Here is a 12,351-nt window from a genome sequence, read left to right as displayed (position 1 = left end):
TTCTAGTATACCTCTAAAAAAGAAATCTATTAGTTAAAAATGTCAAAGAGTTATTTATTATTCATCAATAGGGAACTTTAATTTCTCTTTTAATTTTAAAATGGGCTGCACTAGAAGTATCGTAGTTGTTTAAACGTGTTTCAGTTTGACTACCTTTTATGGTAATTTGCAAAAAATCGTAATATGGGAACATAACTAAGTTCTTTAAGTAGAGAATTTAGCTAGGTTCCCACTTTTTTTGCAAAAATTTTTGTAAAAAAGTTAAAATTAAAGCATAATAGCATGCGGTATATATAAAAATATGCCGTTATTTATCTTTATGAAGCATTTTAAGCTGGGTTAGGCTATTTTACAAGGTTATGGGATGTATTTAAAACCGTTAAGGCTACTGAACAAGTTTATAGGGCATTTAAAACTGGTTTAGTCTACTTTACAAGTTTATAGTGTATAGATATAAGCTTAATAGATAGGCTTAATAGATGAGCTCAAAATTATAGGCTCAAGTATTAGAGTAATTATATTAAAATTAGGTTTTTGTTATAACTTCATTTTAAGTGTTAATAATAATTATTACTAATGATATTTTTTATAAAGCTTAAGTTATCTTAAGTATTAGTGCGATTATATCGAAATATTAAGGTTTTCCGATTTTTTGAGATACTTTATTATGTCGTTTATGTGTATTGCTAGGTTTTTAGACAGTTCTTTTGTGTTGTGGATAGCTTTCCTATAAAACACACACAAAAAAATGAGATTAATGTTTGTCCCAACCAATGCTGCTTTTGGCCGTATCATGGTTTTTCATTATTGTGCTATATATTATTATAATAATATATAGGAGGCTGTAATTATGCTAGGTAAGAATTTTAATTAATATTTTAATATTTAAGGCTAGGTGCTATTAGATTATTTTAAATGTTTAATGTACTTAGTCTTAAGTATTAAAAAGGGGTAAAATGACTTATATAAAAAATCCAACTTCATTTTTTAATAAATCAATTTCTGGCAATCTTGTTAATTTAGGCAAATTTCAAATGAAAGTAAATGATAACATTTTTGAACATTTGCTCGATATCGCAATATTTGCAAAAAATAAAAAAACATACAAGGAATTAATATTATTTGCTACTGAAAATGATATTAGCGATAAAACTATAAAATTAGCATTAGAAAATAAAGTATTGATTCCTTTTTATGAACATCCAAAAAATAGATGTTACTTAAAGAATAAATATTTGGTGGTATTGGAAATTTTATGTCTTATTCTCTTTCTACTTTAGGATTAGGAGCTATAACTTTTATAGATGAAGATGAAATAGAAGAATCTAATTTAAATAGACAATTTTTATTTAGTTATAATGATATAGGATCTAGCAAAGTAGATATAATTAAAGAAAAAATAAAATCACTAAATAAAACCATTCAAACTAAATCTTATAAGGAAAAAGTTTCAGCAAAATTATTAGAGAATATTTTTACTAACTCAAAAATTAAACCAACATTAATAGTGCTATCAGCAGATGATGACTACTGTTTACCTTTAGTTAATAAATTTTGCATTGAAAATTCTATTCCACTTATAAATATTGGATATCTTAATGATTTTTCAGTTATTGGTCCATTTTATATTCCAAATATCTCATCTTGCTACTACTGTACTGACATAGGAGTTATCAAAAAGTCAGCATCTTCTAAATTGAAAAGTAAAATAATATTAGCAAATAAAGACTATCAAGCCCCTTCTTTCTTTACTAATAATGCAATTGCATCGAGCATGGCTATTATTGATATCATATTTTACTTTGGTAATGAATATGAAAAAATTAATTCTTTAAACAAACGAATTGGCATTAGTAATCATAATTTCTCATTTCATTTTATTGATATTATTAAAAATAAATTTTGCAAATGTAATAAATAAGGATTTATGATAGAAAGCAAACATAAAAGATATTATTTTTATTCATTGTTTTTGTCAGAACTTGCAAGAACGTTGCCCCATGCTGTACTAACTATTATTTTAATAAATAAGGGGTTATCACTAAAAAATATTGCTATAGTACAAATTTGCTATATGGTAGCAATTATTATTTTTGAATTTCCATCAGGCGTAATATCAGATATTTTTGATAGAAAAATTGTTTACTTGGCATCAATTTTCTTGCTAATGATTTCTTATTTTATTATTTTTAACGCTTCTTCATTTGTACTTCTTTGTATTTCGTGGTTTATATATGGGATGTCAGCTGCTATTAACACCGGGACAATTGATATTAGTTTTACTAAAATATACCAAAATAATTCAAAAAAGCTAAAAGCTTTTATATCATTTGTAAAAATAATACTAAGTATTGGTGCCATTTTAGGTGGATATATCGGAAGTGTACTATATTTGTACATTGATATAAAAATTTACCTAATTTCATTATTAATATATTTAATATCCTCTTTAATTACAATTTTTTTCATACCAAATGATAAAAATATAGATCATAAGCACAATAAAGAAGATTTAACTTTATATCTTATAAAGTTTAAACAAAAAATAATAATATTATTAAAATCTAAAGAACTTTTAGAATTGTTTATTTTAAATAGTGCTATTCAATTTTTTTATCAACCTTTTTATTTATACTGGCAAGCAATTTTTATTGATAAAAATATAGTTATTAATATATTTGGAATTATATATGTACTATTTCGCTTATCAAATATTATAGGAGTATGGATATTTAGAAAAATTAAACATTCAAAATATGATATTTATGTTATTTTGGCTATAATATTTTTATTATCAGTTTTAATAAAAATAGTTTCACATATTTACATATTTATTACTATAATAATATTTTTAGTAATTTTAATTTCTGTATATTCTAATAATTTAGAATTTTTTTTAAGAAAAAATGTGGATTCAAAAGTCTTAGGAACTATAACCTCTATTAATAGTACATTATCTCGTATATTTTCATTTTTAGCACTAGGTATATGTTCAATTTTAACTAATTTTATAAGTGCTGTTAATACATTTTTTTTATTAATGCTTATTTTTTGCACATTATCTATTGTTATGACATATAAATTTAAAAATAATAAAAAGAGTTAAGAATAGGTATTATTATCTTCGGTTCTCCTTTAAATAAATAAAAATACCCAAGTGACATTTTTAATTTATTTTTATTTATTTTTAAGTGCCTTTTTAAAATCTTAGACCAAAGAAGCAATGTTAATTAAATAAAATAAAGAATGCTTTACCCCTATATATAAGGTATATAATATATACCCAATAGTAATATGTTAAGTTTTATGTTCGCGTTTCATAACCTAGGTTGGCAATTGTCAATTTTGTGTAAAAACAAGGGTTTATGCAAAGTGAGTTATACTGATACAAGTTTAAGCCCTAATTGGTGTGGTGTAGGGAAAGAGATTGTTTTAACGTTTTATACTAAAAAATAATAAATTTATTTATTATTTTTTAGTATATAATTGATCTTAACTCATCTAATACTTTCTAAATACCCTTTCTCGTTAGTTATTTATAAAAACTTTTTCAAGAATATGTTTATACAACTTTTAAAAAAAAGTTAACCAGTAAGATTTAGGTGACAATAAGTTTTTTTAAAATCCACTTTATAGTAGAAAATTCATCTTATTTTGAAATATTTTATTAATTTTATTATTAATTTTAATATAACTTGTATTAAAGAAAAATTAATAGGGGGAATAAACCAGCCCTAAAGAGTTAAGTTCATCTCTAAGGCCCACACTAAGTAGAAGCAGTGCGGGGGCCTTATTATGATCTTCTTCTTCAAGAATCTTAACTATCCTATCAAGATACTCTTTTACAACTCCTTTCACCAAATCCGCTAAAGCCGTAACAGTTTTAAATATTGACAACTGTGCTGATTGTTTTACATCAGAAGCAGCATTATCACTAGCAAAGAACCTGCCCCCCTTAGCCATTCCCCTCAAAACAATAGCAGTAGCAATCTCATCATTCCTCTTAATTTTACTAAATGATTGATTACCACTAGAAACACTATTCATCCCAATAGCAGCCTCAATAGGATTTTTAGCACTCTGAGCATCCTTACCGCTAATATTCAACTCATCACTAACGCTACCAACATCCACATTACCGTTTCTAGCAACAGAAACAATCGTATGTAGTATTTGATCACCACTAACCGCACTAACAGCAGCAACAGCCTTCCGTGCAGCATCCTTATCTGCACCACCACCACTAAATAATTTCTCTGCATCTTCATTGCTGGTACCAGTAGCATTGGAGCCGACTTTATTCTCTATTTTTTTCTCAGCAGCGCCATAAGCAACCTCAACAATCCACCTTATTCCCCTTCGCAATTCCATTAACACTACCACTATTTACTACACCAGCATTATTGCTGCTAATGAAAACTATGCCGATCACTTTATCACTTGCAGCAGCAGCAGCGGTATTGGCGCCTTTTATTAACTCCTCTACAATTTCAATAGTCATGCTTACTGTCTTCCTAAGCCTAAAAGATTTTTTTTATTATCGCGTTTCTCACCCCTACTATTAACATCTGAGCCAACCCCGCCATTTTCTTTAAGTAATTTTACAAGACCTTCTTTAGTTTTATCTAACTCTTTAGCCATATTAGAAAAGTATTCTTTTATATCGGATTTTTTTGGATCTGCTTTAAGTCCAAACACATCTGCAATTAATCCACTAAAAGTATTAAATGAATCTAAAAATCTGTTATCCAAGCCTGCTTCTACATTATTTTTACAACTAACAAGAACTAATAAAACCACTAAAAATACTAAACTTAAAATTTTTTTCATACTAAATTATCCTCATTAATAAAAAGAATAAAACCTCATTTTAAATCAAAAAAAGTATTTTAATAAGTTTATGATTAAAAATACTTTTAACTCCTTTTATTATTGTATCTTGTATTAAGAGACATTTCTATTTCTTAAAAAACCATCTCTCAAGGTAATAAAAAAAATAAACAAGAAGTATTGTGTTTTTTAATACTGAACTAATGTTTCTAACACAAAAAATATGAAATTTTTGAAATACTACATATTGATGTTGATGTGGCGCCATTGCTAGTATTCATGATGAATATAGGGATGATGATGGATTTAAAAAAGCAAAAATTTTTACTAGAAGGAAGACGGGCAAGGAAGTAGAAAAGATTATTGTTGCCTGTCAAGGACATTTTTAATATCACTCAAAACACAATGCTTAACTGCGTTCAATTTTAAACTAAAGAGTGTGTCTTTTTAGTAAAAAGACATTATGTACATCAACATCAAGGTCTCCTTTTTCATTAGTATATTGATTTATAGTAAAACTAAAATCTTTAACATCTTTCTTATGCTTCTATAGAAGATAAGCCTATCTACTATAGAAGTATAAGCTTCGCATAAAGCTATGCTATATTTCTATAGTCTTTTTAATAAAATAATAGGAATAAGATTTCTTATTGTTTTGCAAATGAGTTATGTTTTTTCCCTTTATCGTTTCATTAGCTTCTATAGTATTAATAGTATTATAAGATTTTGTATTTTTGTTATAGATAGTATCTAGACTAATTGATATGTTTTAATTTTTTAAAATTAGTAGCAGAATCATCAGTAATCATGGCAAAGCTACTATCATGATCATAAACTTAAGCTAGAGTAGCTTCACCTGTAGTATACCCTTTTTCTTTAGTTATTTTGCCTAAATATTATTTATATTATATATTATAAGTTTATAAAAGTTTCTAATAAATTTGTAGAGTCTGCTTGTGAATTTGCAGAAGAAAATTATCTTATAGCTATTTAGTGTTTTATATTTATATCAATATAATAGTTAATTAAGTTAATAGAGAGGATATAAGTACAGTATCTTGGCAAATAAGCTAAATATAAGATGTTGTTTAAATTAACAAAATAGTATTAAGAGGGTGATGGGGAGCAGAGTTTGATTTAGCTGCTACTTAATTTATAGATTTTCAATAAAGATAAAAGCAATAAAGTTGATTAAGCTGTTATGGTATATTATTTTAATATGTATAGGTTATAAAATGAGATTAATAGTTAAGGTTTTAATTATAATTAGTTTAATTAGTGGCAATTTTATGTCGTGTAAGCTATATGAAAAATTAGTAGATAAAAAAGAAGCGCCTTTAGATAATAAAGGAAAGTATTTGAAGAAAAATAAATTAATTGTGGGATCTACTGATAATGTAGATAGAAACCGATACTTCAACTTATTATGTACAAGATAGTGATAGAGGTAAGCGTAGGACTAGGAGTGCAATTGAAGGAGGGAAAAGCGACTAAAAAAGAAATATATTAGAAAAGTAGATAGGCAAGGACATAAATATGAAGTTTTCAGTTGATAGTAGATCAACTAGCAATGAGAATGCTAGTTATAATTATTCTGAACAAGTTGCTAATAAAGCTAAGGAAGCAATATCTATATCTACGTCTAAGGTAGATATATTGTTTTTAAACATAGAATTATTTTCACCCAATTCTATACTATCTTGATTTTTAGTCTTATCCTTATCTTTTCTTAATATCTCAGAAATTTCTATACTTTTATTTTTAACAGTCCCCCAATCACAGCCAACCATTAAAATTGAAACTACTAAAATATAGAAAATTTTATTACCCAAATACCTCTCCTACAATTTCAGATATATAACATCTTTCCACGTCTATTGCAATTGCATTTTGAAATTCTCCTGAGATTTCTTGAAATACGGTATAATGATTTTTTACTAAAAAGACATGCTCTCTAGTTTGAGAGTACCGCATTTTAATATTTTATTTTGAATAATATGAAGAAGATTATTAATAAATTGAATAAAAATGATTTAAATCATCTTTCACTATTATTTGAAAACCATAATGAAAAAATTTTGACATTTTTTTTGAGTTTGAATTCTAAGAGATCCAAAGAATTATTTAATCTGTTTCTCAAGATTAAAATTAAAACGATTTCTCTTTTCTATTAATAAAAATATACAGTCCAATAAAACAAATCTAGACTTATCATTTTTAACTCGAATCTTATAAAAAAATAAATACGTATTAAATGTAAAAAACTAAGCACAAAAAAATAAAAAAATTTTTGGACGGAAACTTTCTAAAAAATAACATGTCTAAACCGGTATTTATTTAAAGGAATCATATTACTTTAAATATGAATAAATAAATTCTTTTTTTTTAAGTAAACATATTATCAAAAGCACACCAATGCCAATTAAAAGATTTGCCCCTGATCTTTACAGCGTTAATATCATTAAAAAGGCTATCAGTCGAAGCTAATAGCCTTTTTCTTTTACTTATTCTTAGAAAAAAGCAATCTTCTAATATAAAAATAAGTAAAAATTCTTATATATAATATAAATTATCGATTAGTGGCCGCCATAATAGCTATCCCAATATATTGATTTTAATCATTGATATTTTTTTATTTAATAAAATATCGGTATTCTTTATTTTAAGCTTTGCCATGATCTGTTCTCATAAACTGAGAGCAAATAGAATCCTTTTTTTTGCATATTCTAAAATAAGGATATTTTTTATAATACAAATTAAATATCATTAATTACACACCCAAAAATATAAAATATTAAGAAATTTTTAAAAAATAGAAAAATAAATTTTAACTAAAAATTAAATAGGTGGCCTGTGAATTTAATTATTTTACTGTAAATCAATTTATTTTATTTTTTTCATTATTATATTTTATTACAATATTAATATCCATTTAGTATATTGTTTAGATGTGCGTCATCAAAACAAAACATTAAAGAATCATAATATTTTTTATAACACTCATTAATTAACGTATGCAAAGATTCAAAATTGTTGGCCGAATTTCCTTCTATAATTATTATTTTAATATGACCAAATTTAAAAGTTGAGAAAATAAATTTTTATATTTTAATATGTAAGATTTTGATCTACTAAAATTTCTTCAGATTTATTAATATCAAGTAATATGTTAAAATTAGCCTACATACATAAATTCTAATAATATTTACTATTGTTTGTAGGAGACATAATCTATGTTTAAGATAAAAGAAATACATTTCTTGTTATTTTCTCTACTTTTATTCATATCATCAATTATAATTTCTCACGGGATAGAGATATAGTGGTTTTAAAGATAAGGGGGTTAAAAGAGCAAAAATGTTTGCCAACAATAAAAAAGGAAACTAAGTAAATAATATGATTAGAGCTATTGATGATTTACATGCTATTTATAAGAAAGTTAAGTCCTAATAACTTATTAAGCTTTTAGTTATCCCTTCTAGTTATTTATAAACATGTTTTAGCTTTAATAAACAAATTAATTAAATCTTTCAATCTTCTCTTAAAGTTTGTTATATTAATAATAAGATTGGAATAATGAGTAGAAAGAGCAATTAATTTAAATGTCGTATGTATATTTAATTCTTATATACCTTTTATTAAGGAGACTTAATATGGCTACTGGTATTTCTGATAAATTAACAGCTGAAGCTGCTAAAACTATCTATTATTCATTAATAGGGAGTTTTAATTTTTCTTTCGACAAATTTGAATACTTAACAAATAGCAATAACAATATCATTAAATAGTTTTAGATTTAATGCAATTTGTAGGTTTTATTTTTATCCGTTTCTTTATTCCTTATAGTAAGACATGCCAGCACAATATTATATTTCTTCTTATTATAAAAAAGTTGAAAAAAACTGTTAAGGAATTGTCAAAAACCCCAAAATTATATGAATTAATGTATTCAAGTTCTCCATAAGCTTTAGACTAATTTTAGGAAAACCAATTCTATATTTTTCAAATTTTTCAAAATCAATATTTGATCTTTCAAAATTTAACTTTAAACTTTTAGCTTCGTATTTTTTTTCAAACTCTTCAGTTGGCTCAAGTGCTATTATCTTAGCTATAAGCATCTCGTAACCAAATATCTTATAGATTATTTTCATTTTTCAAAAAATCTCATACTTTTGCTGATAGAAACAGCAGTTTAATATCAAAAAAACAATATTTCTTGTTGGTCTTTTTTTATAGCACTTAATACGATATACACGATAACGTATTATTGATGAATAAGAGATCTTTATTTTTTTACTTAGCAATTTTGGATACTTTATAAATATTTTAAAATACCACACTTTTGATATTAGAAATGCCAGCTCAATATCCAAAAAAACAAGACCGATAACCAGCCTTGTTTTTTTGTAACACTTGCTAATGCACATCTTTAAAGCCACCAAATAAAAAACGAGCCTAATATTTAGTATTCCATATTCTTTGCTTTATTAAGAATCTTTTATGATGTTGTTACAATTTTTCTATTTCTTTTTTTAGATAGTTTCCACATTGAAGAGAATAGATTGCTTTTTTCATATTTTCAATGCACCTGTTTGCATATATTAGTGAATCTTTTACTAATTCTTTTGCATGTTTATTTTCTCTTTTGATAAATCTTCCTTCACCTATCATATGCTCTTCTTTGTTTTCATTAATCATTCTTTTATAAATAGATTCTCCTAATTTATCCTTAGCATTTTCTAGCACGTTTTTAGCAGAACCCCAGTAATTATGTGCATTTTAAACATAATTCTTCACCTCTTCTAAGTTTTTTGTTATAAGCTTAACACACTGCATTTGCTTGATTAATAAATGTATACCTATTATTATATGAAGTTTTCATAGCATTTTGCGCGTTTTTAAAATCTATTTTGATATTATTTTATTAACTTTTATCAAGTGTGTTTGTTTAAATGATAGCATATGTTGCTTCTAAATAAATTTTCGATAATTGTTTAATAGAAACAAGTTTATAAACTTGTATATTTAAATTTATTTTGGTATTAAGATAGGTAGAAAATATATATGAAAAATTTTGCTCAGGGACTTTAAAGATGTTAGACTTCATTAGCACTGATTTTTCTTCCTTTTTTATATTTCAAGTATTTTCAAGAACACACCCTCGAATAGTTTGACTATATACTTTTTAGAGCCGTTGATATCTAGAAGTTTGGTTATAGTAAAGTTTATTTATGTTTCTCTTATCTGATTGCGAAATTACTTTTATAAATGGGAATTAATCAACTATGTTTCAATTTTGCCAAAAATTGCCAATACTTCATCGCCATTTACAAGAACACCTTTAAAACGTTTATTTTTAAGAAAGAAATCTTAAATTTAGTTCTATGAATATTTGAGTAAAGAACCGCATAGGTATATTTAAATATTTTTTTCTAGAGTAAATTCTTTTTTATATTTAAAAAACGATTGGTTGTTAATAAAAGTGAAGGCAAAGCTGTTGTTGTATTATGCGATATTGTGACAACTTGCATGAACGACTATTTATAAATCGAATAATACGCTTTTGTGAAGTCAATTAATATTTTTTACATTAAAGATAAAATATTCAGGGCATTCTTGTTGATGTTATTGTTCCCTTATATTCTCAAAAAATATGATTTAGATAAATTGGAAATTTCAAATTTAGAAAGACTTAAAAATTTGTTTATAGAATTTTATTTATAAAGTAAGTAGTCTTCAAGATATCAAAACAACTTTTATTCGATTATCAAAATGATAAAAATTCTTTAAAAACAGATGTCCCTAAGCTTGGTTCTTATATATCTGCACTTTCTAATCAAATTCGAGAAAAATATGATGAAGCAGAAGAGCTGAGAAAAAAGACAATTTTAATACATGGTTCATTAATTACTTGAAATTTTCTAGAATTTCATTAACTTTTTTGAAAAATTTAATTATCTACATTTACATTGTACTAATTTAAATATTTAAAAAAGACCCAAAGTTAAAATTGCAGCTTCTAAACCCAATTTTGATATTAGAATAAGTAGATTCCGACTATCTATTAAAAAATTTATTAAATAAATGTGAGACTTATATAAAGCATAACATATTGTTAATACTAAAAATGAAAATGTACAAAATATTGTGTTATTAATAGAAATCATGGGTCCTGCAACTTTTGAATTTATGTTTTTCTTAAAAAGATTCTAAATGATTTGAATGAAGAAAAATTAAAATTATTAAAAGTATTTATTATAATTATGAACATTTAAATATGTAAAACCAATTTTATTATTAACGAGTAAAATATTATCTAATTGCCAATTATAATTAGCTATATAAAATAGTTTGAATTTTTTAGATAAAGTTTAACCGTTATTATGCAAATAATATAAAAAATAGCTAAAAAAGATATTAATTGAATATTATTTTTTTTAAATAAATTAATTATATTCAATTATCTTATAAAATAATATAATTAATTTATAAGATGACTAATGTCATCATATAAGGAGAATAAAATGAAAATAAAAAATATTTATCCCAAAGTGGCATTTTTAATACTTTTAATTTTTATTTCGGCTTGTAGTCAAGACGGCCACAGTAAAAAAAACAAGGTTTTAAGCTATTCAGAAGAAGATAATAGTCCACATCTACATCCAACTGTTACAATTGCTGTTGACTTCCATTCTGGGTCATTATTCTTAAACAGTATTAAAGCCTCTCAGGAAGCTCTTTACAGATCTGGTTTGTTAAAAAGTACTAATTTATTAAATTACGAAAAAATAGAAAGCCTAAGAGAAAAAAATGGTATGACTCCAATACCACCCGCTCATATTTATTATGCAGACGCGCCTACTGAAAGCACATTTTTTACAATAGGAGTAGTAACTCCCCACGTTGGTGGTCCACACTTGGGACAACTGGAAATAGTCGTAAGAGCGGACGATCTTGTTCCCCAAGGATTCTTGGTTCACAGAGCTAGACATCATGATCGTAGAAATCTTAATAAACGATATTATAGATTTTTTGGTTCTACAATAAAAAATATTTATAGAGCAGAGACTAGTAGTATAAAACTAAAAGATCTCAATGGGGACTTAGACAGCAATAGTAAAGAATTTAGAACTACATTGCATGATAGAGGTAAAATCACTAAGCTTGTAAATATAATTCTTGATGCATTGCAACACGAACCCGAAGACGCTTCACAGATAACTTCCTATTTCTCAGAAGCTGTGTCTGCTGTACTTTTTTTAAGTCTTGCTCCTTTATTGGACTATAGAATTCAAGGTGCTGTTTTAAATCTAGTTAGAACTGATCATTTTTCATCATCTCTGACAATTTCTGATTATTTACACATGATAAGACAATGGGGAACAATAAATTACTTACAATACATTGCAATGTATCCATCTAAAGATGTAAGACATGGTAAACCAAGTATAACTCCTGAAGCACCATTGGTTTATATGAATATAATCAGGAAATAAATAATTTTTTCAAAAAAACAAAGAA

Annotated in this window: 11 protein-coding genes and 1 pseudogene; 5 read left to right on the top strand and 7 right to left on the bottom strand. The window is 25.4% G+C overall.

Translation table 11 applies throughout. The features are described 5' to 3' along the window. The first annotated feature begins 956 nt into the window (after positions 1-956). Genes DB318_RS05975 through DB318_RS00140 form a run of 3 tightly spaced genes read left to right on the top strand, consistent with a single transcriptional unit; the run spans position 957 to position 3,106 of the window. Positions 957-1,280, top strand: coding sequence for a hypothetical protein (locus tag DB318_RS05975; protein ID WP_236840928.1), 324 nt, complete (start codon positions 957-959; stop codon positions 1,278-1,280). Further along, positions 1,256-1,921 carry a ThiF family adenylyltransferase gene (locus DB318_RS00145; RefSeq protein WP_236840927.1) on the top strand — a complete coding sequence of 222 codons (666 nt, stop codon included), beginning with the start codon at positions 1,256-1,258 and terminating at the stop codon, positions 1,919-1,921. Before DB318_RS05975 ends, DB318_RS00145 begins: the two co-directional genes overlap by 25 nt. Positions 1,922-1,927: 6 nt before the next feature. Beyond that, positions 1,928-3,106, top strand: coding sequence for an MFS transporter (locus DB318_RS00140; RefSeq protein WP_151074094.1), 1,179 nt, complete (start codon positions 1,928-1,930; stop codon positions 3,104-3,106). Between the two features lie 605 nt (positions 3,107-3,711). On the opposite strand, the gene DB318_RS00135 is transcribed toward DB318_RS00140, so the two are convergent. The 7 genes and pseudogenes from DB318_RS00135 to DB318_RS00105 all read right to left on the bottom strand — a co-directional run bounded on the left by DB318_RS00135 (position 3,712) and on the right by DB318_RS00105 (position 9,576). Continuing rightward, on the bottom strand, positions 3,712-4,371 hold the full coding sequence (locus tag DB318_RS00135) for a variable large family protein (protein ID WP_151074093.1): 660 nt from the start codon (positions 4,369-4,371) through the stop codon (positions 3,712-3,714). Beyond that, complete coding sequence (locus tag DB318_RS00130) at positions 4,337-4,501, bottom strand: hypothetical protein (protein WP_172964860.1); 165 nt, start codon at positions 4,499-4,501, stop codon at positions 4,337-4,339. The genes DB318_RS00135 and DB318_RS00130 overlap by 35 nt, the downstream gene beginning before the upstream one ends. 2 nt (positions 4,502-4,503) lie before the next feature. Then, a complete protein-coding gene (locus tag DB318_RS00125) occupies positions 4,504-4,830 on the bottom strand; it encodes a variable large family protein (protein WP_151074092.1) in 327 nt (108 codons plus the stop codon). Positions 4,831-6,419: 1,589 nt separating this feature from the next. Then, positions 6,420-6,662: a hypothetical protein gene (locus tag DB318_RS00120; RefSeq protein WP_236840926.1), complete on the bottom strand. Its 243-nt coding sequence runs from the start codon at positions 6,660-6,662 to the stop codon at positions 6,420-6,422. Next, positions 6,655-6,804 carry a hypothetical protein gene (locus tag DB318_RS00115; protein WP_172964859.1) on the bottom strand — a complete coding sequence of 50 codons (150 nt, stop codon included), beginning with the start codon at positions 6,802-6,804 and terminating at the stop codon, positions 6,655-6,657. The genes DB318_RS00120 and DB318_RS00115 overlap by 8 nt, the downstream gene beginning before the upstream one ends. Positions 6,805-8,536: 1,732 nt before the next feature. Continuing rightward, a pseudogene (locus tag DB318_RS06235) lies at positions 8,537-8,969 on the bottom strand (BB0158 famile outer surface lipoprotein); the annotation flags it as partial. A 370-nt stretch (positions 8,970-9,339) separates the two neighbouring features. Further along, positions 9,340-9,576, bottom strand: a complete 237-nt coding sequence (locus DB318_RS00105) for a hypothetical protein (protein ID WP_151074090.1) — start codon at positions 9,574-9,576, stop codon at positions 9,340-9,342. 995 nt (positions 9,577-10,571) lie between these two features. Between DB318_RS00105 and DB318_RS05970 the strand changes: the two genes are divergently transcribed. Together DB318_RS05970 and DB318_RS00095 are read left to right on the top strand one after the other, a co-directional pair. Beyond that, positions 10,572-10,745: a virulence associated lipoprotein gene (locus DB318_RS05970; protein ID WP_236840930.1), complete on the top strand. Its 174-nt coding sequence runs from the start codon at positions 10,572-10,574 to the stop codon at positions 10,743-10,745. A 609-nt stretch (positions 10,746-11,354) separates the two neighbouring features. Beyond that, on the top strand, positions 11,355-12,326 hold the full coding sequence (locus DB318_RS00095; protein WP_151074089.1) for a hypothetical protein: 972 nt from the start codon (positions 11,355-11,357) through the stop codon (positions 12,324-12,326). The last annotated feature ends 25 nt before the right edge of the window (positions 12,327-12,351 follow it).

It is taken from the genome of [Borrelia] turdi (assembly GCF_008828755.2).
In the GTDB taxonomy this organism is placed as follows: domain Bacteria; phylum Spirochaetota; class Spirochaetia; order Borreliales; family Borreliaceae; genus Borreliella; species Borreliella turdi.
Note: the sequence above shows the minus strand (reverse complement) of the source record. Positions and strands in the feature narration are given on the sequence as shown.

Excerpts from the sequence above, each read along its gene's own strand:
- DB318_RS00115 (WP_172964859.1), bottom strand. The coding sequence starts at position 6,804 with ATGCGGTACTCTCAAACTAGAGAGCATGTCTTTTTAGTAAAAAATCAT.
- DB318_RS00125 (WP_151074092.1), bottom strand. The coding sequence starts at position 4,830 with ATGAAAAAAATTTTAAGTTTAGTATTTTTAGTGGTTTTATTAGTTCTT.
- DB318_RS00130 (WP_172964860.1), bottom strand. The coding sequence starts at position 4,501 with ATGACTATTGAAATTGTAGAGGAGTTAATAAAAGGCGCCAATACCGCT.
- DB318_RS00140 (WP_151074094.1), top strand. The coding sequence starts at position 1,928 with ATGATAGAAAGCAAACATAAAAGATATTATTTTTATTCATTGTTTTTG.
- DB318_RS05975 (WP_236840928.1), top strand. The coding sequence starts at position 957 with ATGACTTATATAAAAAATCCAACTTCATTTTTTAATAAATCAATTTCT.
- DB318_RS00095 (WP_151074089.1), top strand. The coding sequence starts at position 11,355 with ATGAAAATAAAAAATATTTATCCCAAAGTGGCATTTTTAATACTTTTA.
- DB318_RS00135 (WP_151074093.1), bottom strand. The coding sequence starts at position 4,371 with ATGGAATTGCGAAGGGGAATAAGGTGGATTGTTGAGGTTGCTTATGGC.
- DB318_RS00145 (WP_236840927.1), top strand. The coding sequence starts at position 1,256 with ATGTCTTATTCTCTTTCTACTTTAGGATTAGGAGCTATAACTTTTATA.